The organism is Ferruginibacter sp. (assembly GCF_049840995.1).
Classification (GTDB): Bacteria; Bacteroidota; Bacteroidia; order Chitinophagales; family Chitinophagaceae; genus Ferruginibacter.
In genome coordinates, this window is record NZ_JASGIP010000006.1 from 136,417 (window position 1) to 159,375 (window position 22,959).

14 protein-coding genes and 1 pseudogene are annotated in these 22,959 nt (G+C 43.0%); 3 read left to right on the forward strand and 12 right to left on the reverse strand.

The annotated features are described in order from the left end of the window. The first annotated feature begins 71 nt into the window (after positions 1 to 71). Positions 72 to 449, forward strand: coding sequence for an STAS domain-containing protein (locus tag QM738_RS15885; protein WP_462277711.1), 378 nt, complete (start codon positions 72 to 74; stop codon positions 447 to 449). A 129-nt stretch (positions 450 to 578) separates the two neighbouring features. Next, positions 579 to 1,481 carry a ribonuclease Z gene (locus tag QM738_RS15890; RefSeq protein ID WP_462277712.1) on the forward strand — a complete coding sequence of 301 codons (903 nt, stop codon included), beginning with the start codon at positions 579 to 581 and terminating at the stop codon, positions 1,479 to 1,481. A gap of 113 nt (positions 1,482 to 1,594) precedes the next feature. Here QM738_RS15890 and QM738_RS15895 read toward each other — a convergent pair whose 3' ends face one another. From QM738_RS15895 to galA, 6 genes are all read right to left on the reverse strand, one after another. Beyond that, positions 1,595 to 2,782: an alpha/beta hydrolase gene (locus QM738_RS15895; RefSeq protein ID WP_462277713.1), complete on the reverse strand. Its 1,188-nt coding sequence runs from the start codon at positions 2,780 to 2,782 to the stop codon at positions 1,595 to 1,597. 68 nt (positions 2,783 to 2,850) lie between these two features. Further along, complete coding sequence (dapA, locus tag QM738_RS15900) at positions 2,851 to 3,729, reverse strand: 4-hydroxy-tetrahydrodipicolinate synthase (RefSeq protein ID WP_462277714.1); 879 nt, start codon at positions 3,727 to 3,729, stop codon at positions 2,851 to 2,853. A gap of 99 nt (positions 3,730 to 3,828) precedes the next feature. Beyond that, on the reverse strand, positions 3,829 to 4,638 hold the full coding sequence (locus QM738_RS15905; RefSeq protein WP_462277715.1) for a murein L,D-transpeptidase catalytic domain family protein: 810 nt from the start codon (positions 4,636 to 4,638) through the stop codon (positions 3,829 to 3,831). 178 nt (positions 4,639 to 4,816) lie between these two features. Then, positions 4,817 to 5,779, reverse strand: a complete 963-nt coding sequence (locus QM738_RS15910) for a glycoside hydrolase family 5 protein (RefSeq protein WP_462277716.1) — start codon at positions 5,777 to 5,779, stop codon at positions 4,817 to 4,819. Between the two features lie 6 nt (positions 5,780 to 5,785). Beyond that, positions 5,786 to 6,925 (reverse strand): glycoside hydrolase family 26 protein, encoded by a 1,140-nt coding sequence (locus QM738_RS15915; RefSeq protein WP_462277717.1) that lies wholly within the window; start codon positions 6,923 to 6,925, stop codon positions 5,786 to 5,788. 23 nt (positions 6,926 to 6,948) lie between these two features. Continuing rightward, the gene (gene galA, locus QM738_RS15920; protein ID WP_462277718.1) at positions 6,949 to 9,819 is read right to left on the reverse strand and encodes a beta-galactosidase GalA; all 2,871 of its coding nucleotides are present in this window, start codon (positions 9,817 to 9,819) and stop codon (positions 6,949 to 6,951) included. Between the two features lie 150 nt (positions 9,820 to 9,969). Between galA and QM738_RS15925 the strand changes: the two genes are divergently transcribed. Continuing rightward, positions 9,970 to 11,643, forward strand: coding sequence for an alpha-amylase family protein (locus QM738_RS15925; RefSeq protein ID WP_462277719.1), 1,674 nt, complete (start codon positions 9,970 to 9,972; stop codon positions 11,641 to 11,643). A 12-nt stretch (positions 11,644 to 11,655) separates the two neighbouring features. Here QM738_RS15925 and QM738_RS15930 read toward each other — a convergent pair. The 6 genes and pseudogenes from QM738_RS15930 to QM738_RS15955 all read right to left on the reverse strand — a co-directional run bounded on the left by QM738_RS15930 (position 11,656) and on the right by QM738_RS15955 (position 22,948). Beyond that, positions 11,656 to 13,631: pseudogene (locus QM738_RS15930) on the reverse strand (glycoside hydrolase family 97 protein). 25 nt (positions 13,632 to 13,656) lie between these two features. Beyond that, on the reverse strand, positions 13,657 to 15,393 hold the full coding sequence (locus QM738_RS15935) for an alpha-L-arabinofuranosidase (RefSeq protein ID WP_462277720.1): 1,737 nt from the start codon (positions 15,391 to 15,393) through the stop codon (positions 13,657 to 13,659). 15 nt (positions 15,394 to 15,408) lie between these two features. Continuing rightward, the gene (locus tag QM738_RS15940; RefSeq protein ID WP_462277721.1) at positions 15,409 to 18,192 is read right to left on the reverse strand and encodes a glycoside hydrolase family 31 protein; all 2,784 of its coding nucleotides are present in this window, start codon (positions 18,190 to 18,192) and stop codon (positions 15,409 to 15,411) included. A gap of 22 nt (positions 18,193 to 18,214) precedes the next feature. Beyond that, positions 18,215 to 20,476: a glycoside hydrolase family 3 N-terminal domain-containing protein gene (locus tag QM738_RS15945; RefSeq protein ID WP_462277722.1), complete on the reverse strand. Its 2,262-nt coding sequence runs from the start codon at positions 20,474 to 20,476 to the stop codon at positions 18,215 to 18,217. After that, entirely contained in the window at positions 20,466 to 21,734 is a 1,269-nt protein-coding gene (locus tag QM738_RS15950) for an AGE family epimerase/isomerase (protein WP_462277723.1), read from the reverse strand. The genes QM738_RS15945 and QM738_RS15950 overlap by 11 nt, the downstream gene beginning before the upstream one ends. Then, positions 21,731 to 22,948, reverse strand: a complete 1,218-nt coding sequence (locus QM738_RS15955; RefSeq protein ID WP_462277724.1) for a glycoside hydrolase family 130 protein — start codon at positions 22,946 to 22,948, stop codon at positions 21,731 to 21,733. Before QM738_RS15955 ends, QM738_RS15950 begins: the two co-directional genes overlap by 4 nt. Positions 22,949 to 22,959 lie beyond the last annotated feature (11 nt).

Here is a 22,959-nt window from a genome sequence, read left to right on the forward strand (position 1 = left end):
GAACCGTATTTAAATTTTCCTTTACTTTACAAAAAACAACTATACCGTAATCTTCAAAGAGTCTTTACTGAATGAATGTCAAAATAGATACCAAAGAAAAATTCACTGTTATTACGCCGCAGGAAAATGCCTTTGCTGCTAATATGACAGGCGAATTGAGCGATTTACTGCTTCCTTACCTGCAAAAAGACATTCCGCATATCGTTTTTAATATGGTTAACGTAAAACAGCTGGACGAGGTTGCCGGTGAAGCGCTGGCCAACCTGCAGCAGCAGTTTTATGAAAATAACTGTTCCTTTGTGATCTGCAGTTTGCAGGATCAGCCGGAGAAACTGCTGGATGACAATGAATTGCTGGAGCTGATGAACGTGACACCCACCGAAAGCGAGGCCTGGGATATTGTGCAGATGGAGGAAATAGAAAGGGAGCTCCTAAGTGATAATGAATAATGGATAATGAAATAATGAATAGTACATTATTGAGTAGATCCTTTAAGTATTTGAACCGATCCATATTGTAAGAACCTAACTATTAAAAACATTATCAATTATTAATTATTAAATTATTCATTTAAAAGGATGTTGGCACTTACGATACTGGGCAATAATTCTGCAATACCGGCCTTTGACCGCAATCCCACTGCACAGGTTTTACAAACCGCCGACGAAAGCTACCTGATCGATTGCGGGGAAGGTACCCAGATGCAGATGACCCGGTACAAGATCCGCCGCAGCAAGATCACCCGGATCTTCATTTCGCATTTGCATGGCGATCATTATTATGGACTGATAGGTTTACTCACCAGCATGGGGTTACTGGGCCGCACCCAGGACCTGCACCTGCATGCACCGGAACCACTGGATGCTATCCTTAAATTACAGCTGAGTGTGGCTGATACCAAGCTGCCTTTTTCGCTGCATTTTCATCCGTTAAGATCCGAGGGTATTATTGTTGCGGATAAAAAACTGCAGGTTGAATGTTTCCGGGTGAAGCACCGCATTGAATGCTGGGGCTTTTTATTCCGGGAGAAAAAGAATCCGCGGAAAGTAAACGCTGAAAGAGCTGCTATTTACGAGATACCCGCTGCTTTTTACGAAAAGCTGCAACAGGGTTTTGATTATGTAAATAAAAAAGGCAGTATTGTACCCAATGAGGAAGTGACCACCGCCGCTCCCAAAGCCAGGAGCTATGCTTTTTGCGCCGACACCATTTATGATGAATCGCTGGCGGAAAAAATAAAAGAGGTAGACCTGCTTTATCACGAAGCCACTTACCTTAAAGACCTGCATGAAAGAGCTGCCATGCGTTTTCACAGCACCACGCACCAGGCGGCCAGTATTGCCAAACTGGGCAATGTAAAAAAATTACTGCTGGGGCATTTCTCTTCTAAATACGAAACGCTGGATGCTTTTTTACCAGAGGCAAAAGAAGTGTTTGAAAATACAGAGCTGGCATTGGAAGGAACCTGCTACAAAGTATAATGAATAATTGGATAATGGATAATTAATATTTTTTTTGGTCACCAGGTACTCTGAACTTTGTACTCAGAACTTTGCACTTTCAACTTTGAACTTTCAACTTTGAACTCTGTACTCTACTGCTCCAGTTTGATAACGTTATTATAGCCGTCAGCCATCATCCACACATAAAATTCTGCAAACCATTTGCGCCAGGCGGCTTCGTAGTGTTTGCCTTCGGGATCAACGAGTGTATAGATCATGGCATTGGATGCTGCACCTAATTTTTCTGCCACTTCATTCATATCGGTCACATAACGGTCGCCTTCTTTTCCACCAATATAAAAAAAGAATTTACTGTCTACTTTCCTGGTTGCGGAATCGGTCAATGCTTCAATGGCCGGCGCTGTCCAGAATGCAGGAGAAAATATGCCTGCCTTGCCAAACACATCAGGATATTTGAGCGCTGCATAATAAGCGATCAGTCCGCCCATGGAAGAACCGGCAATGATGGTATTTTCCTTGGATGATAAAGTGCGGTAATGCTTATCTATATAGGGCTTCAATGTCTCTGTAATAAAATCCAGGTAATCGTTGCCCTGTGGTGCAAAGGTGGTGGATCTTGAAGAATCTTTTAAAGTAAATTCATACGGGTTGTATTCATTCATCCTGGAAGATCCGCCATTATCAATGCCTACAATGATGCAGCCCTGTTTGCCTTTTGCCACCAGGCTGTCGATGCATTCATCCACGCCCCATTCACTGCCGAAAGCACTGTACGATTCGTCAAATAAATTCTGCCCGTCCTGCAAATACATTACGGGATAATGTTTTTTACCTGCATTATATCCCGGTGGCAAATACACCCAGATGCGGCGGTTCTTATGCAGCTGCGGAATAAAAAAAGCGCTGTCCATTACATGCACATTGGCGCTGGCGGTATGGTATTCTATGGTAGCATGATCGTCTTTCCAGCCATCTACTGTAGCAGTGATGGTGGTGTCTGACGATAACTCAATTTCCCTGTTGGCCACATCTTTTCCTGCAGCCGTGGCCTCCGTTCTTTTCCAGTCGCCACGGGTAAATTTAAAAGCGTATTTTTTTGCTGCCAGCGTTTTTATTTCTAGTACCAGTTTGTCGCCGGTTCTTGAAAAACTATAATGTTCATCGCCGGGGTTCCAGTTGTTGAAATTACCGGCAGCAAAAACGCCCTCTTCCTTATGGGCAGAGGGCGTTGCAACTATTTCTATCCTTAATGTATATTGTGCGAATGATGAAACAGAAAAAACCAACAAAAAAAACAGGATGTATACCTTGTTGTTCATTGTACTGTGGTTTTGATTATTGATCTGTGATAAAGCAATGCAAAATATACAACGAAAATACCGGTATTTTATTTTTTAAGGTATGCTTTCACTTTCTGGTGAATGGCATCGCTTAATGGCACTACGGGCAGGCGCAGTACGTTCTCAATAATACCCAGCTCGTATAAGAATGCTTTTACGCCTGCAGGATTGTTTTCTGCAAATAACAGGTCGCATCCTTCCAGGCATTTGTAATGCAGTGGTTTTGCCGCTTCAAAATTCCCTTTCAGGCTCTGGCGTATCATTTCGCTGAAATCTTTTGGAAAGCAGTTGGCTGCCACGCTGATCACGCCGTCCATACCTGCTGCTATCAGGGGCAATGCAATATGATCGTCGCCGCTTACCACCAAAAAATCCTGTGGCCTGTCGCGGAGTATGTGCATGCACTGCACCATATTGCCGCTGGCTTCTTTCATGCCTGCTATATTCTTTTCTTTTGCCAGGCGCAAAGTGGTTTCTGCAGCCATATTGCTGCCGGTCCTTCCGGGCACATTATACAGTATCACCGGCTTAGGCGATGCTGCTGCCAATGCTTTATAATGCTGGTAGATACCTTCCTGCGATGGCTTATTGTAATAGGGGCTTGCGCTCAATACCGCGATGGCTTTATCGAGTGGATAATCCTGTAAATTTTCTATCACTTCTTTGGTATTGTTGCCACCAATACCCACAACCACAGGCACACGGCCGTTCACCTTTTCGTATGTAAAATTAATGATGTCCTTCTTTTCCTTCGAAGTAAGTGTCGGGGTTTCGCCGGTGGTACCCAGCGATATTAAATACTCCACTCCGTTATCGATATCAAAATCGATGAGTTTACCTAAAGCATCATAATCTACTTCGGTATTGGTTTTAAATGGTGTAACCAGTGCCACACCCGTGCCTTGCAATTGTTGTCTGAGACTCATGTAGTAAAAAAATTTTGGTAAAGTTATTATTATGCAATGAAATCTTAAAACAAAAATCCCCCGTGTGAGCGGGGGACCTTAAACAGATAATATTTTTTATCAACTCCTGTTTGCTGTGGCCATGCCCGCTGCCTGCTTCAGTATCTTGGAATGAGATAGATAGTTCTTATCAGGACTGTAGATGAAAAAACAGGTGCCGTTCTTTATCTTATTGATGATTGGTTTATGCAATTGTTCCGAAACTGCAGGGCATCCCCAGCTGCGGCCGATATAGCCTTGTGACTGTATCAGGTCTTCATTTACATAATCAGCGCCATGCATTACAATGGCACGGCTGTCGGCATTATCATTAAAACCTTTATCCAAACCCTGCAGGTGCAGTGAATAACCATTCTTACCGATATAGGTATTCATGGTCTCATAAAAGCCCAGGCTGCTTTGATTGCTTTCGGGGCGGTTGGAAAATTGCGCTGCATATTCTTTGCCGGAGTTAACACCGTGCGCCACATAAGTATTGAATACCACTTTGTATTTTTCAAGATCGATCACAAACAATCTTTTTTTATAGGAAGGCAAACTGAAATCTGCAATAGAAATGATTTTACGGTTGGCTATCTTTCCTGCTTTTACCAGGTAATCAAAACCGTGCATGGCGCAATCAAAAGCCTGTTGCGATAAACCCATTACATTCAGGCGGAGGCTATCGTATACCATTGCTAGTGTGTTACCGGGTACCACTGCTGGTGCAGCAGGTATTTCTTCAACGGGCGGTGCGGCCACAACTATCTTAGGGCCTACAGTTTTTACTGCTACAGGTCTGTTCTTTGCAAATACAAAGGGGATATGCAGAATGAAAATGAAAAGTGACGAGAAAAAAAGATGAAATTTTTTTAAGCCTTGCTTCTTCATGCTGAATAAGATATTGGTTTTTAAAATTAAAACTTTTAGCAAGCCGGGTGCAAAGGTACAATCTACCCTTCACCAACTTTGTTAAAATCGCCTGCACTACAGGCCTGTACTACAAAGCAAATTTAATACCATATCTAACTCAATTAATAATCAACGTTTTAACATCGAAAATGAGTTGTTATTTTTTATTCACATATTGCTGAAGGGCGTTTTTAGCAGTATTTCCCCACTCTTTTATGTCTTCTTTTTTCCATTTGCCCGTGCTGGATGCGGATGGCAGCAACACCGAACAGGTCTCTTTTTTATCGGATACCGACCATGCGATCCAGCTCAATCCTTTTGTATTCATCCATTGTACATATTTTTCCCATTCAGCATGATCGATAGGCCCATCACCGCTGGCTTCCATACCGGCACATTCTGATACAAATACGGGAAGGCCTTTTGCAATAGCTTCATCCGTTCTGTCACGCAACCATTGCTTGTGTGTGCCTGCATAAAAGTGCATAGTGTACATTAAATTGCTGTAGCCTTTTATAGGATCCGCTGCGGGCAATTGTATATCCTGGCCCCATTTGGGGCAGCCGATCAAGATAATATTATCCGGGTCGATGCTACGGATCAATTGTACCAGTTCTTCGGAATAGGCTTTTACCTCGGGCCATGTTTCATGATCTGGTTCGTTAAACAATTCATAGATCACGTTGGGATATTTGCCATAAGCCGTTGCCATTTGTTTAAAAAATATTTTGGCCTCTGCCAGTTTAATATTGTGGCAATGCCAGTCGATGATGACATAGATGCCCTGTTTGATAGCCGCATCCACCACAGCTTTTATCTTAGCAACAGAACCGGCAGGATCTTTCAGGTAACCGCTGTCGTTCAGCTCCACCCCCATTGCCGCCCTTACCACGGTGCAGTGCCATTGCTGTTTTAATTCTTTTACCACGCCTGCATTATAAAATCTTGGCCACAGGTTGTGCCAACCAAAACTCATACCGTGCAATGCTACGGGCTTACCTTTTGCATCCACCAGTTGTGTACCCAATACTTTTAATTGCCCATGTTCTTTAACCGGTTGTGCGCAAACTTGTATTGCAATAATTAAAAACAATAATGCAGATAATATTTTCTCTTTCATAGCAGCTTATTTTTTCAGCTTGTAGATATTTTTAAGATCGTTCTCAAACAAGGTATAGGGATCGTTATAGAATTTTAAAAAATCGGGCACACTTACCTGCCCGGGATAAGGCGCATAAAAATGCGTGGCACTGGTGGCATCATTGCGCCATACCAACACATAAGATAGATTCATTTTTGCTGACCGCAATGTTTTCAACAAAATTTCTGTCCACCAGGTGGCATTAGGAATAGATTCCAAACCTGTTTCCGTTAGAGCTGCCAGCTTACCTGCTTTGAGGGCGTAATCCGCAACGATCTTTAATTTTAAAATGGCGGAATCCATTTTATAAATGCCGTAGCGGCCCAGGTCGTTGTAATTATCCATACCCACCATGTCTACATAGTCATTGCCGGGATAGCGTTCCAGGTATTGCGCTTCTGTGCCGAATGTATTATCCGGCGAAAATGCGTAAATAAAATTATGTACGTGCAGGCTGTCCCTTAAATAGCTTACAGTAAATTGCCACAGGGTTTTAAATTCATGGGCAGTACAATAAGGTTTGCCCCACCAGAACCAATACCCATCCAGTTCGTGATAAGGTCGAAAGATCATCGGCACCAGTTTCCCATCCTTGCCTTTTACCGATTTTGCCAATGCTGCAATAGTACTTAATATCGCTTTGTATTTTTGGTGATGCGAACCGCCGGGAATAATATTTTTTACCGCGGGTGCAGAAGTAGAATCTTTCCAGTAAAAGACCGGTTCGGAAACCGGGTTATTGAAATGCCAGGCTACTGTTATCACTCCGCCTCGGTTATACGTATCCGTTATTATCTTTTGCAACCGTGTCTTCTCCTTTTCTATCATATCATCCGGCCTGCCGGATAAACCACTGAAGTCCACACCAATTACAGCCGGGTGCGAACCGGTGACCGATCTTACATCCGACCTGCTGGTATCGCTGCTGCTCCATCCGTGGCCATATTCTGTTGCATGCTGGTGACCAAACAGGATATGTTTTTTTGAAAGCTGTTGCAGGTTTGCGTATAAGGCTTTTGTTTCCGCGGTGGCATTGGCATCAATCGGTTTATACCTGTTCTTTTGAGCGGATGAATATATTGCTGTTATAAGCAGGACCGCAATGATGAAAAAATGTTTTTGCACGATATTGTTGTTTGATATTTATTTTACTCCACGGCCGGCCTTGCTTCAGCAGCAATGGCGGGTATTTTTATTACTGCCTGTTTCAATCCATTGCTTTCGGCTGTTACAATTATTTCTCCGGCCGCACCTGTTGACTGTATAATTACCTGTGCCAGCCCGCTGAATAATTTTCTTTTATAAGCTGCTGCCGGCGTTACTACCTGTATCAAACCCGGATCGGTATTGATATTATCCCAGGGCCTGTCTTTTACCAACGGTATTGCCGCTATTGCAATACTGTTGGTGCCTTTATGCAGCATATCACGGTTAAGTATATACGCATTTCCTTTAGGTGTTTGTACAACATGCGCTTCTACTAATTTACCATTGATATAAATACTTTGTTCCTTGCCGATGCTTTTGTAAAATAAGCGAACGGTATCGGCGCTGTTTATTTCCGGCAAATTAAAATTGCACCTGTACAACAGGGCTTTTGTTCTTTCGCCGAATTCTTTGGTGCGGTCGTCTTTAAAAGCGGGTTGCCATTCTTTGTCGTCGTAATTTTCTTCTGTTCCACCGACTACATTGATATCTGTGGTAAATTTTTCTTTCAGGTTTTGTATCGGAAATACTTTTATTGTCTCTATATATTTATCTGCTTCCAGCGATGATGGATTGCCATTGCCTACGCCGATGATCCTGCCCGGCCCGCTGATGCTGAAAATAATTTCATTGTTTGCAGTTGGCACCTGCAGCTCATTTTTATCAGTTGCATCTACGGTGATCATGGCAATATCTTCTTTATTAGCCAGTATGCTGTTCTTATCAGCAACTAAACGAACAGCAGCGGGATCGCCGGTGGTTTGCACTTTATCGGTCATTATTTTTTTGCCGTTCTTATAGCCCAGCGCTTCAAGTGTACCGGCTGCATATTGCACCTTCCATTCCAGGTGACCGTTGACAGGCATTGTTTGTTTGCCCAGGCTTTTTTTATTCAGCAATAATTCCACCGCATCACAATTACTGTATATCCATACGTTTATTGTTTCACCTTCTTTTCCTTTAAAATTCCAGTGGGGTAAAATATGCAGTGTGGGTTTGTTCGTCCACCAGCTGCGCAGGTAATACATAACATCTTTAGCAAAACCGCATTGGTCCAGCATACCAAAATAAGAACCCGTTGAAGGAAAACCATAAGGCGTAGGTTCGCCGCGGTAATCAAAGCCTGTCCAGATGCACATGCCGGCAAGATAATCCCGTGCTGCATAATGTTTCCATCCATCTTCGATGGTAAAAAAATTGGGATACGGTTTTTTATCGTACGCTGCTATCCATTGATTGCTTTCATCATCAAAATAGATTCCTCTTGTAGCCCTGGTAGTCCCTTCTTCTGTTCCCCACATGGGTTGATCAGGAAATTCGGCATGGTGCTGATCGGTGTTGATCTGCCCGATATAATTCACGCCCATTACTTCAATAACATTGGAAATACCTTTTTGCCAACCGCCGCTGATAGCCGCAGTTACTGCACGGGTACTGTCAATTGACTTTGTGAACGCCTGTAATGTGCTGGCTATTTTTGCACCCATTTCATTGCCTTCAATGCCCCATTCTTCATTGCCGATGCTCCAGCTGATGATGCTGGGATGATTCCTGTCCCGCTGTATAAACCTTTTCATATAGTCAAAGTGCGTGCTGCTTACACCCATCAACCGGTTCTCATCTATCACCAGCATGCCCAGCCTATCGCAGGCATCCAGCAATTCCGGCGTGGGCGGATTATGAGAGCAACGATAAATGTTGCAGCCAAATTCTTTTAGTTTTTTTATCCTGAATTCCTGCAATGCATCCGGCATTGCTGTACCAACGCCTGCATGATCCTGGTGGTTGTTGGTGCCATGTAGTTTCAAATGTTTTCCATTGAGAAAGAAGCCTTGTTTTGCATCAAATCGAATAGTGCGGATACCAAAGTTCGTTTCGTAGCGGTCGAGTGTTTTTTCTCCTTCGGTGATCGTTGTGACCAGTTTATAGAGATTAGGTGCGTCTGTCGACCACAGAGCAGGATCGTTTACCCGAATTTTTACAGCAATATTTTTTTGTTCATAAGCATTGAAATTGATGTTGGGAGTATTTTCAACAGCAACGGTCTTTCCTGTTGCATCCAAAATGGTTTGCTGCATATTGATTGTTTTAGCACTTGTAAATTGATTGATGATATTTACCTGTGCATTTATCTCAGCAGTATTTTCTTTTACAGTGCTGGTAACAAATGTTCCATCTGTGGTGATATGCAGCGGCGAAGTTTTATTAAGCCATACATGCCTGTAAATACCGGCGCCTTCATAAAACCATCCTTCTTCCATAGTGGCATCCACCCGTACTGCAATCACATTTTCTCCTCCGTAATGAAGGTATTCGCTGATGTTATATTCAAATCCTGTATAGCCGCTGGGCTCTGTGCCTAAATAAAATCCATTTACCCACACAATAGAATTCCTGAACACACCATCAAATGCAATGCTTATTTTTTTGCCTTCATCTGTTTTGGGAATGGTGAATGTTTTACGGTACCAGCCTACACTCGTATTCGGAAAATTCCTGCCCACTGTTTTAAAACCATGGCTCAGGCTGGCAGTTTTATCGAAAGGTAATTCCACTGCCCAGTCATGCGGCAGGTTTAATTTTCTCCAGCTGCGGTCATCAAAATCTTTTGCTGCAGCGCCATCGCCGTAAGCAGCCTTGGCGAAATAAGAAAAATAGCCGGTGCCGTTATCAAAATCTTTTTTAGCATCATAAGGATGGCCGAATGCAAAACGCCAATTGAAATCCATCAGCAAATGCTCTCTTGCAGTTTGTGAAAAAGCAGCAGTAATATGCAACAGTAAGAGCAGGGAAAGCAATGATTGTTTATTCATACAGCAGCTTTTTTGCTTAAAGCGGAAATTACATTAAAATGAGGAGCTTTATTTTTTTAGCTAATAAAATAAATCAATGGGTTAAAATAGTACCAGTTATTCTTTTATGAAAAATGTACATTAACTTTCCCTTATTAAACCACCGCTGTTATGAACAGGAGACATTTTATACAAACATCCGGATTGTCTTTAGCTGCTTTGCTTTTGCAGGAAAATATTTTTGCAGGGAATGGTGCTGGTAATGCAATGCTTATCAGTTTTCCTGATGCAATAACTGCTGTTGCCGACGGGGTAACTGTTGCGCTTACAGGAAAAGGGCAACAGTCATGGAGCTATCAAAACCTGCAGGTGGTTTTAAAAAATACGGGCAACAACATTGCGGTGTTCATTGAAGCGCCGGGTATACAACTGAGCGCTGTTAGCTTGCACTGGAAAACGCCGGTTAAAAATTCATCGTTGATCCTGAATGATCATTGGGAACGTACTTATGGAGATATATCCTGGCAGCAGCCTGCAGCAACAGCAATATTGCCCTGGTATTTTATGGAACACAATGGCACGACAACGAATGGCTTTGGTGTAAAGACGGGCACGGCTTCTTTCTGTGCATGGCAGATCAGCAATGAAAAACTGAGTTTGACAATGGATACCCGCAGTGGTGGCGAAGGTGTGCAGCTGGGTGACAGAAAATTAAAAGCGGCTGAAATTGTGACGATCAAAAACAACACCGGTGAATCTGCTTTTGAAACAGGCAAGCGCTTTATGAAGCTGATGTGTGCCAAGGCAAGAATGCCTGCACAACCGGTGTATGGCATCAACGACTGGTATTTTACTTATGGCAATAATTCTGAAAAATTAATTCTTGAACATACCCAATTAATGGAGCCGATGGCTGCAGGATTAAGCAATCGTCCTTTTTCTGTGATCGATGCAGGATGGTTTATGCAATCGCCTGCTTCGCCGGGAGATAACAGCTGGGGTGATGTGAGTAAGCCCAATCAAAATTTTGGAGACATGAGCAGCCTTGCGGCTAAATTAAAAAAGACCGGTATGCGCCCCGGTTTATGGACAAGGCCATTATGCTCCGATCCCAAAGATGCCGTTTCATTGACGCTTCCTTATATTAAAGGGAGAGATAAAAAACAAGCCGTACTCGATCCTTCTATTCCTGAAAATATGGAAAGAGTAAAAAACTATTTTAAACTGTATAAACAATGGGGATATGAATTAGTGAAGTTCGATTATACTTCGGCAGATATTTTTGGTAAATGGGGTTTTGAAATGCTGAGAGATAAAACAATGACGGTTGCCGGATGGAAAATGAATGACAGTTCAAAAACCAATGCAGAGATCGTTCTCCATTTTTATAAAAGCATTCGCGAAGCTGCGGGTGATATGTACATCATTGGTTGTAATACTTTCAGTCATTTATCTGCAGGCTTGTTTGAGCTGAACCGTATTGGCGATGACACTTCCGGCAACGAGTGGAGCAGGACTAAAAAAATGGGTGTGAATACGCTTGCCTTCAGGGCTGTGCAGCATGGCGCCTTTTATTCCTGCGATGGCGATTGTGTGGGGTTGACGACAAAAGTACCGTGGACAAAAAATAAACAGTGGATGGAGTTGCTTGCTAAAAGCGGTATGCCCTTATTCATATCTGCGCAACCGGAAGCCACCGGTACTGAACAAAAAGAGATCATTAAAAAATGCTTTGACTTGGCCTCTAAAAATTTACCTGTAGGCGAACCACTGGACTGGATGGAAAATCCATTCCCAAAAAAATGGAAACTAAACAATAGTATTGAAAGTTTCGACTGGGATTAATACACCCATCGGTCATTTTATTTTTATAACAAAGCCACCTCCCGGTGCCATGGTTATATTTAGTTTATCCGTAGCTGTTACCTGTCGCTTTTCTACAGCATAATCAGTTGCATCCCTGTCTGCATTTATTCCATCTTTAAATATCTCCACATTGTATTGACCCGCCGGTAAAAAGAAAGATCTATGGCAATATCCCTTACTGTCCAGTTATTCAGCCCGCCGATATACCATGTATTGTTTGCCTTTTTGGCTATACAAGCGTATGCTGCCAGTTTTCCATCAAGGGCAATCGTTTCATTGAAAGTTGTGGGGATGGAAGCGATAAGATCGGTACATTCCTGTTCTTTTGCATATGCGGTAGGATTATCTGCCAGCATCTGCAATGGCGCATCATACACTATGTACATGGCCAGCTGGTGACAGCGTGTGCCCTGGCTTACGGGTAAATTCTGGCTGGGCTTTGCATTACCTTTAGTACTGTTGCGCATAGCACCGGGGGTATAATCCATCGGCCCGGCCATCATGCGTATATACGGCAACGTTACTTCGTGTTGTGGCACTCTTTCATCGGCGCTCCATTTGCTCCATTCCATGCCACGTACTGCTTCAAAATTGATTACATTCGGATAAGTTACCTGCAATCCCTGTGGTGGAAATGTGCCGTGAAAATCGATCAGCAATTTATATTTTGCGGCAACTGCGGCCATTTGATAAGCCGAAGCGATCATCTTTGCATCGTTCCTGTCCAGGAAATCTACTTTAAATCCTTTGATGCCCATCGCTGCATATTTACTGCAAAATCTTTCAACACCCTGTTCCAATGCATACCAGGTACTCCATAATACCAGGTCAACTTTTTTCTCTTTACCATAAGCGATCAGCTCTTTTAAATTTATCTTATCACTTAATTTATCCAGGTCCCAATCGTCGCTCCAGCCTTCATCTAAAACAATATATTCCAGGTTATTTTTAGCCGCAAAATCGATATAATATTTATAGGTAGGTGTATTGATACCTGCTTTAAAATCCACATGACTTATGTTCCAGTCGTTCCACCAATCCCAGGCCACTTTACCCGGTTTTATCCAGCTGGTATTTGCTATCCTGCTTTTTTCTGCAAGCTGGTAAAAAATATCACAATTCAACAATTCTTTATCTTCTTTACTGATCACTAACACACGCCAGGGGAACATTCTTGCAGCTTTTGATGTTGCAAGATAATCAGCCCTTTTAGTCACCATGTAATTGATTCTATTGAAGCCGCCCAGCTCTTCCTGTTGAGGATAGCCTGCAAAAACAGCTTCCATTGCATTGGGTATGTTTTTGTTTCTGCGCACAAACATTCCGGGATAATCCTGTACATCTGTTTCCAGGAAAACTGCTTTTTTATTTTCCGGTAATTTTACCAGTAAAGGCAGGTAAGCAAGTGTGTCCGTAGCAATATTGCTTATTGTGGTATGTGTATAGAATTCTTCGAAAGAGCAAGTGTACCTTTCTCCACCCCGCAGATCGCTGGTGTGCGGCAATAATAAGGAATCGTTGGCAGCCAGGTTCAATCCTGCATCTTCACCGGTAATAAGCACCGAATCTTTTCGGTTGATGAAAAACCGATAAGCTGCAGCATTATCATAAGCCCTGAATATGATACCATAATTGCCTTTACAGTTCAATACAAGTTCACTGTAATAATTATTTACCGTATCTTTTTTATAGGCAACCGTTCTTATTTTTTCGTTGATGGTATTTGTTTTCGCTGCAATTATTTTTGCATTTTGTCCCAGTATTTCTCCATTATTTAAATGTATTGCAATGGCTGCGGGGTTTGTAATGGTCGTTCCCTCCTGTTTTACGCTCCATTCCATTTTTGCACCAACACTTACAGTTATTTCAATTGTTTTACCCGGCGAATACAATTGATATGTTTTGTTTTGTGCCGCAATGCGGCAACAACACAGCAATAGGATGCAGTATGCAAAAAGTCTTTTCATTTTTGGTATGTTGTAAGCTATTGTATTATTTATCCATCACCAGGTAAACCACCGAACGTGCCGGCATCGACACATTGATACCGCCGCTGGTTAATGCACTGCTGGCCTTGATACTGGTATAAGTTGCAGATGGCCCACCCGTAGGTTCTGTCGGTCCTTCTCCATTAATAAAAACCTTTGAAGAGAATTCGCCGTTATCCGTTCCTCCTGTTAAAGTGTACCAATAATATCTTGCACCGGCTGTTGCATTCTGCAACGTCACATTCACTGTTTCGTTATTGGTGCTTCTATTAATGAGTATCACTGCTTTTTGTCCACTGGTGAATGATGATGCGTAAGATAAAACAGCGCCCAGTACGGTTGATTTCAGCATCCTGTCGCCCATGAATCTTTGAAAATACTGCATGTAATAGAATGCAGGACGTGGGTTCCATTTTACAACGCCAGACTCATCGCCTGCATTGAACAGACCATGATCGTTGCCACTGTTGTATCCATTGGCCAAGTCCCATCTTGCGATCATGCCGTATTTATTTTTGATGGCTTCGCCCATTATAATCGCAGCGTGTATACCATTTACAAACGACACCTGCTGTTTGGATCCCTGCGATGTGATATTATATTCTGTTAATGCAATGGGCTTCGTAGTATTACCTGCTGCCGTAATGGTGTTTTGATAATAGGTTAGCATTGCATTGGTATTATTCGTAGCGGTGTTCAATATTTCTGTTGCAGTGGCATTGGTTTGATAAGGTGTGTAATAGCTGTGAATGATGTAATAATCTGTAGCAGTATTTACCTGCGGCAACAGGCCGCTGTTCCAGGTTTGGTCGGTGGCGGTCTGCCAGGCCTGGGGTTGTGCTTCTAAAATATAAGCGCCAATGTAAATGGTTTTGCCGATCTCCGTTGCTGCTTTCCGCATGGAATCGATGAATACTTTTACATGCTGCCCGTAAAGAGCGCCAGTCACGATCTGCGGTTGTCCGTCTAGGTTAGTTGCAGTGTTGATGCGGTAGCCCGCTTCCCAGGTGCCATTGCATTCGTTGCCTATTTCCCAGTACTTGGTGCGACCATTATCATAGCGCACCCAATCTGCTGCAAGGTGTGCTGCTTTGGCAACAGGATTGGCGCTTGTGCCGTATCGGGCATATCCATAGTTCACCGTTATCATACCCTGGTTGCCGGTTTGCTGCAGCATGGTATAATATTTATCCAGCGAGACCGTCCAGGCAGCTGTATTTTTTCCCACCCAGTAACTGGCTGCGGATAGTGTGCCGTTGGCATCGGACAATTGAGCCGGCGCATCGGCAGGAGTGGCGCCGGGTGCGGCATTCCAGAAATACAGATCGCTGATACTGCCACCGGGAAAACGAATGATATCCGGTTTTAAATTGGTGATATGATTCATCAATGGTACATCATTGATCATATCTCCCATCCAACTATTGGCATTGTGTGAATAAACGGAGGGCACCACTTTGGTGATGATGGTACCGGCATCGATGGTTACGAAAGAACTTGGAGATACCGAAGGTTTGGCCACATCGTTGTATGCAGGAATTGTAAAATTCTTGGGTTGCCAGTCATTCATAAAAAAACCGATGGTGTTGGCAGTTACCGGGTCTGTTGGTGTAGTGGTACCTCCGCCGCCTGTACCACCACCGGTTCCAGTTCCGCTTCCTCCGCCGGTATCAGGCTTTCCACCGCATGCAAGCACGCTCATCAAAACAAAAGATGCCGCTGCAAAAAAAGTATATTTCATAATAACTGCTTTATTTTAAAGATTTACAGCTGTCTTTTCTCCATGATAGCTGATGGTTTGCTTTTTTACAGGAGCATTATTGTTTACCAGCCTGATATTAAAAACACGATCATGCAGCATCCCATCAAATTTGCCGTTGGCTGCATCAATGCTCAATGTTTTTTTTGCTGCGCTAAATTTGAAATGAATGGTGGATGAGTGGTTCTGCTCATAATTATAGTTCTCATTTTCATCTTCGTACAGGGTGAATGCAGCATCTTTATTGCCGTAGATCGTTACGGTTAGTGTATCTGTCGGTTTTTCGGTGCTGTATTGCATTACAGGTCCGGTTATCAATATCGATCCTTCTTTTACAAATACCGGTATATGATCGATGGGCGCATCTGCTGTAATAGTTTGTGCACCGTTGTACATTTTATCAGTATAAAGATCGAACCAATGAACACCTGCCGGAAGATATACTTCCCTGCTTCTTTGTTTGTAATTGTATACCGGGTTTACCAATAATGAATTGCCACACATGAACTGGTCATTGATCGTCAGTACTTTTTTATCGGCTGGAAATTCCATCATCATGCCTTTTAAAAAACTGTTGTTATTAAAATGCACGTCTGCTGCTATGGAATACAAAGTAGGCAAAAGTGTATAGCGTTTTTCGATAGTGCTCACGATTGCTTTGTATGTATCTTCATTTTCTTTGGCAATATTGAAAGGTTCCCTGTAAGGATATTGGCCGTGTGCCCGGAACAAGGGTAAAAAACTTCCGAAGGCATACCATCTTGCCTGCAACTCTTTCCATTCATCCATATCTTTTCCCTGTGCGTAGCGGCTTTCTACTGCAAATCCTCCTGCATCAAAGGTCCAGTAAGGTATACCCGACATAGAAAAATTGATACCGGCTGCAACCTGATTTTTCATATCTGCCCACGTAGAACCTATATCGCCGCTCCACACTGCAGATCCATAACGCTGAATGCCTGCATAACCGGATCGGGTAAGTATGAACACTCTTTTATTATCATTAGTGGCCCGCTGTCCTTCATAAATGCCCTGCGAGTTGAGCAATGGATAACTATTGAAATATTTTACAGCGCTGCCCATGGCATTGGGATAAAAGATATCCTTGCGTTTTGCAATCGGTAAATTAGAATGGATATCGGGTTCCGGTGCATCCATCCACCAGGCGTCTATTTTTTTGCTGTACAAATTATCTTTTAACAGTTGCCAGAATTGTTTTCTTGCAGCGGGATTGTGCACATCGTAAAATGTATTTACATATCCCAGCCAGTCTTTGCGGTCTTCATCCGCATTTTTATTTAATAGAAAGCCCTGTTGCTGCATCAAATTAAAATTGAGTATGCCTTTATAGAATTTAGCCCAAACCGATATCATGAATTTTGTATGGTACTGTTTGTGCAGCACTTCTATCATCGAATCGGGATTGCTGAAACGTGCAGGATCGAATTGCTGGCTGCCCCATTCATTGATCTTCCAGTATTGCCAGTCCATTACAATATTATCGAGCGGGATCTTCTTTTCCCGGAATGTTTTTACAGTCGATAATACTTCGTCCTGTGTTTTATACCGCTCCCTGCTTTGCCAAAAGCCCAGTGCCCATTTAGGTACCATGGGTGCATTGCCGGTAAGTTGACGATAGCCATTTATTATTGCATCATACGTTGTGCCATACACGAAATAATAGTTGATATTCTCCCCGGCTTCCGACTGGAACTGGTATATTTTTTTCTGTTGTATTGTTACCGGTTCTGTTACTTTGCAGCTGAGGTACGATTCTCCTCCATCCGGTATCCATTCAATTTTTATTTTTGTCTTCTTTCCTTTGGTCAATTGCACGGGTACATAAGCGCCGAAAGGATTCCAGCACTGGCGCCAGCGGTCCAGCACCAGTTGATCATTGGCCCATAATTTTAAATAGCCGCCCGCCCATATCTTAAAAGTATATTCGCCGGAAATAGCTCCCTGTACATAACCTTCCCATGTGGCTTTTCCTTCATCCATTTTGAATGCTTTGGGCAGATGCGTCATCAGTTCAAGATCCGCATAATCAATTGTGGTGGCTTTTTCTTCGGTAAATATTTTTGCTGCATCTTTTTTGGATGCATAGGTTGCAGATAAATTTCCTGCCACGCCATTCTTATCAAAAAGTTCCAGGTAATTAAGGTTTTTAAATGTTCTGCCATCGCCAAAATCGGTAATGGAATAATTATCCCATAGAATTCCATAATTTTTATTGGACACCAGGAATGGAATATATACTTCCGTATTGTTCTGGTACAGGGTGATATTGGTATTCTTATAATTCATCACGCCTTGCTGGTGCTGACCCAATCCATACAATGCTTCGTCTGCAGGAGATGCGAACTGCTGCATTATTTTATTGGAAGTATATTTTTCCAGCTGTACCGGCTCCAGCGATTTTGCCGATTCCTTTGTAATGGGTTGACCCTGCTTTGTAAAAAAACTTACCAAGCCTGTCGACTTTGCCACCACGGCTTTTATGCTGTTGGTAATTACGCTTACGGTTGCCGCATCTTCCCAGATATTAAAATCATGCGTGCCGGTTTTTGCAACCACCATAAAACTGGTGTCTGCCTGTATTATTTTATTAGAGGATGAAAGTACCTGTACAATATTACTATTGACCACATTTAATTGTACTGCTTTTATATTCTTATCTGCGGGATAAACTATGATACCGTCAGCCTGCTTTTTATAAACCTGTGCGGATGCACTTATAAAGCCAAAAGACAATGCTGCACATAACAAAAATTGTTTCATGTATTTCAATTTCAAGGGGTCATTAATTATTCCAGGTGAATTTTGCTGTAAGATCACCCACCATTATTTCGAATTCGCCGGGTTCCGTAACCGTTTTTAATTGTGCATTTACAAATGCCAGGTCGTTTTTATCGATCACAAATTTCACTTGCTTAGTCTCTCCCGCTTTCAGGTCAATTTTTTCAAATGCCCGCAATCTTTTATTATTGGGCACAATACTGGCATACAGGTCTTTACTGTATAACTCCACGGTATGTTTGCCATCTATTTTACCGGTATTGGTCACAGTAACACTAATCGTTAATTTTTGATCTCCTTTTAAAGCAGTTGTACTCAATTGAAGGTTGCTGTAAGCAAAGCTGGTATAGCTCAATCCTGCACCAAATGCAAACAGCGGATCATATCCATTCCATAATACATCCGCATTGAATATTTCTCTTTTTTCTTCTGTGCCTTTATGATCGTACATCACGATCTCCCCCATACTTTTCGGGTAACTGAAGGGCATCCTTCCATTGGGATTGTAATCGCCAAACAATACATCTGCTGTGGCTTCTGCCGTTTTTCTACCGCTCCAGAAGGGCAATACAATCGCTTCGCATTTTGGTTCAATATCTGTAATGAATCTTGGCCTTCCTTCCTGTAATATCAAGATCACTTTTTTGCCCGTTGCAAAAACTGCCTTAGCTAAATTCACCTGCTCTTCGGGCAATGCAAGGTCGCGGATATTGCCGGGGCTTTCTGCATACGCATTTTCGCCAAGGCATAAGATGATCACATCTGCATTGGCCGCATTACTATTAAGAGCTGTTACATCGTAGTTGGCTTTGTTATCAAAACCCTTTCCTCCTATAATGATCGTATTGGCTGCACCCGCCTTTGCTGCAATAGCATCCGCCAATGTTTTACTGTCTTTGGGATACCATTCTTCCTGGTTGCCCTGCCAGGTATAACTCCAGCTGCCGTTCAATGCGGCGATGCTTTGTGCTGTAGGACCAATAACAAGCACTTTTGATGATTTGGATAAGGGCAATATATTATTGCTGTTCTTTACCAGTGTTACTGCTTCGTGTGCAGCTTCCAGCGCAGTTGTTTGATACTCCGGTCTGCCAAAATTTGCACGGGCATTTTCTTCTGCATAAGCATTATTAAATAAACCCACTTTGAATTTTAATTGCAGTATCCTTCTTACCGCATCATCAATGCGGCTCATGGGTACTTCTTTTTTTGCTACCGCTTCTTTCAGCAGGTCGAAGAAAGAATAATCGCCGGGCACCATGCTCATATCAATTCCCGCATTGATCGCCATCACCACGGCTTCTCTCGGCGTAGCCGCTACTTTATGAATGGTATGCAAACGAATGATATCTTCCCAGTCGGTAACGATCAAGCCTTTAAAGCCCAGTTCTTTCCGCAACACATCCGTTAATAAATATTTACTGGCATGCACCGGCGTACCATTGATATCGCTGGAGTTGATCATGATGGAGGAGGAACCTGCTTTCACCGCTTCCCTGAACTGCGGTAAATAATATTCCCGCATTTCTATTTCCGGCATATAGATCGGCGTTCTGTCTTTACCTGTACGGGATGCAGAATAACCGAGGTAATGTTTCATGCAACTTGCCACTGCTGTTGCATTAGTAAGCCCATCTTCTTCGTAGCCTTTTATGGCAGCAGCGCCCAATGTTTTGCCGATATACACATCCTCACCATAGGTTTCGGGAAAGCGGGACCATAGCGGTTGCCTGCCAAGGTCCAATACAGGTGCAAAATTCCAGCGCACACCTGATGCCCTTAATTCTTTCGCTGTAATTTTTGCTGCCGCTTTTACCAATGCCGGATTTCGTGTAGCCGCCATTGATATGTTGTGTGGAAACAGTGTGGAGTTCAAGGTGTAGGTTTGCCCATGTATCGCATCCAGTCCATACAGCACGGGTATCTTCAGGTCTGTTTGCTTTGTTTCATCCTGTATCTCTTTAATGAGTTTACGCCAGGTATCCACATCCAGCGCATGCGCCGTGGTATTGAGCATGGAACCCACATGGTATTTATGTATGGCAGCTTTCAGCAATGCCGGGTCGAGTGCCCCATCCGTATTGGCCCAGCCGCCTTTTGCAATTACTGCCAGTGTTACCTGTGTCATCTGGCCTATCTTATCATCCAGGGTCATTTTCTTTAGTAACTGCTCTACCTGCGCATCGGTATTTTTATTTACCTGTGCAATTGCAGCGCAGCTGATCATGCAACAAAAAAACGATACAATAAATAGCTTATGCTTCATGCGTATTATTTTTTTCTAAATGATTGATCCTTTTGATTATTTCTATACAGGCACGGCTGTTGTGGTAGGGGCATTTCCAGATGCCGACTTTGTCTTTTTTCATGGGGGTGTAGGTACACGTCTCGAGGCGTGTACCTACACCCCAATCGGTACGCAGCTGGAGCTGCATACCTACACCCCAAAACCATTCGCCATTTTCTTTATCCTGAATATGTTCCTGCACAAATTGCCAGGAGGCCAATGAAATATCCAGGTACGAACGGTCCTGTGTATTCTGGTAGGCATTAAAATACCCTACCATCGCTTCGGCCTGCGGCCACATGTGTTTTTCTTTGATCAAATGTTCTGATGCGATCTCATACTCGTACCACAATCCTCCATCACTGTCCATGCCCTTCATTACAGCATCGCTCATACAAACCGCCATGTGTTTTGTTTGTTCGATCAATTCCTTGTCTCCTGTAACCTCCGCGGCTTCCTGTAACAACCAGGCTGTTTCAATATCATGCCCGTAAGAAATTGTGGAAGACCTTGGTTGCCATTTTTCATCGAAAAATAAATACTGGTGATGCGTAACAGGATCGATGATATGCTGTAAAAAATAACGCACCAGTTCTGTTATTTTATTTTTTACGGGCTCGTACCGCCATATTTTGTACAATGATGTAAAAGCTTCCAACAGGTGCAGGTGGGTGTTCATCGATTTTTTTTCATTGGCATCTTTATCGCTCAGCCGCAGGTCATCCATTGCCTGCCATTCTCTTGTGAATGCTTCTGTGTACCCGCCATTCACTGTATCGTAACTGTATTTATTAATGGCATCATACAATTCGATGGCTTCTATAATTGCGCTGCTTTCTTTGGTTGCTTTATAATATTCGCTGAAGGCATAGATGGTAAATGCCTGTGCATATACCTGTTTCTTTGTTTCCAATGGATCTCCTTTACAATCCACGGTCCAGTACACGCCCCTGTTTTTTTTATCAATAAAATGATCGCAGATGTATTCAAATGCTCTTTTCGCATGTTGCAGGTAATCAACATTACCGGTTAAATTATAAGCAGCCGAAAAAGACCAGAGTATCCTTGCATTCAGCACAGCTCCTTTAGGCGCTTCGCTGATAACAGTATTGTTATGATCGATCTGTCCTATAAAGCCCCCATTCTTTTCATCTACTGTATTTTTCATCCAGTAGGATAGAATGGCTTCCAGTTCGCACTGCATTTCCGTTCTGTAACTTTGTAAGATCGTTTTCATTTAATGAGGTGTGGTTGCATTTTTTCCATCGCCTGTTCTGATAAATAGGCCAGGTTATCTTCTGCAATTTTTGTTACCGTGGATGCAGATGCAAAAGAATTGAATCCGTCCGGTGCTGTATTGATCACATAGTCCAGCAGTTTTTCTATGGTGGATGTTGCCACGTGCATTCTTGTATCGGATGATGCGTAATAGATGTATACCGTACCATCATCATCTGCTATCCAGCCATTGCTGAATACCACGTTGGATACATCTCCTACCCTTTCATTTCCTTCGGGTGCAATAAAATAACCTGCGGGCTGATGAATGATCCTGGTAAGATCGTCGAGCGCCGTCATGAACATGTACAATACATAACGCAATCCCGCTGCGGTATTGCGTACGCCATGCGCCAGGTGCAGCCAGCCTTTGCTGGTTTTTATTGGTGCCGGTCCCTGCCCGTTCTTAGCTTCGTATACGGTGTGATATACCTTTTGTGCGATCACTGTTTCTTTGTCTATCACGGCTTCTTCAATGCTTTTGCTAAGGCCGAATCCAATGCCGCCGCCGTTGCCGGCTTCTATGAATCCATCCTGCGGTCTTGTATAAAAAGCATATTGCCCGTTCACAAATTCAGGATGTAACACCACGTTCCTTTGTTGAGGTGAAGGTGTTACCAGGTCTTTCAACCGTTCCCATTCAAGCAGGTCTTTAGTGCGTACAATACCGCATTGTGCTATTGCAGCCGTCTGGTCGCCGATATGTGCATTGCTGTCCCTGCGTTCGGTGCAGAACAAACCGTATATCCATCCATCTTCATGCTGCACCAGGCGCATATCATAAATATTGGTATCCGGTATCCCTGTTTCGGGTATGATGATCGGCTTATCCCAGAATTTAAAATTATCAATTCCGTTATCACTCTCTGCCACCGCAAAAAAAGATTTGCGGTCTGCACCTTCCACTCTTGGCAGCAGGATATATTTACCGTTCAGCTTCATAGCGCCGGAATTGAATACCGCGTTTATACCAAAGCGTTCCATTAAAAATGGATTATTGTCCGGGTTAAAATCATAGCGCCAATGCAAGGGGGTATGCATTTCCGTTAGTACCGGGTATTTATAGCGGGTTATGATGCCATTACTGAATTCTACCGCCCCATTGGGTCTTGCTATCAAAGCATCATGAGCCTGTTCCAGGTCATTCAGCCGTTTTTTAAAATCTTTTGTCATACTGTAAATTT

Excerpts from the sequence above, each read along its gene's own strand:
- QM738_RS15885 (WP_462277711.1), top strand. The coding sequence starts at position 72 with ATGAATGTCAAAATAGATACCAAAGAAAAATTCACTGTTATTACGCCG.
- QM738_RS15890 (WP_462277712.1), top strand. The coding sequence starts at position 579 with ATGTTGGCACTTACGATACTGGGCAATAATTCTGCAATACCGGCCTTT.
- QM738_RS15895 (WP_462277713.1), bottom strand. The coding sequence starts at position 2,782 with ATGAACAACAAGGTATACATCCTGTTTTTTTTGTTGGTTTTTTCTGTT.
- dapA (WP_462277714.1), bottom strand. The coding sequence starts at position 3,729 with ATGAGTCTCAGACAACAATTGCAAGGCACGGGTGTGGCACTGGTTACA.
- QM738_RS15905 (WP_462277715.1), bottom strand. The coding sequence starts at position 4,638 with ATGAAGAAGCAAGGCTTAAAAAAATTTCATCTTTTTTTCTCGTCACTT.
- QM738_RS15910 (WP_462277716.1), bottom strand. The coding sequence starts at position 5,779 with ATGAAAGAGAAAATATTATCTGCATTATTGTTTTTAATTATTGCAATA.
- galA (WP_462277718.1), bottom strand. The coding sequence starts at position 9,819 with ATGAATAAACAATCATTGCTTTCCCTGCTCTTACTGTTGCATATTACT.
- QM738_RS15925 (WP_462277719.1), top strand. The coding sequence starts at position 9,970 with ATGAACAGGAGACATTTTATACAAACATCCGGATTGTCTTTAGCTGCT.
- QM738_RS15935 (WP_462277720.1), bottom strand. The coding sequence starts at position 15,393 with ATGAAATATACTTTTTTTGCAGCGGCATCTTTTGTTTTGATGAGCGTG.
- QM738_RS15940 (WP_462277721.1), bottom strand. The coding sequence starts at position 18,192 with ATGAAACAATTTTTGTTATGTGCAGCATTGTCTTTTGGCTTTATAAGT.
- QM738_RS15945 (WP_462277722.1), bottom strand. The coding sequence starts at position 20,476 with ATGAAGCATAAGCTATTTATTGTATCGTTTTTTTGTTGCATGATCAGC.
- QM738_RS15950 (WP_462277723.1), bottom strand. The coding sequence starts at position 21,734 with ATGAAAACGATCTTACAAAGTTACAGAACGGAAATGCAGTGCGAACTG.
- QM738_RS15955 (WP_462277724.1), bottom strand. The coding sequence starts at position 22,948 with ATGACAAAAGATTTTAAAAAACGGCTGAATGACCTGGAACAGGCTCAT.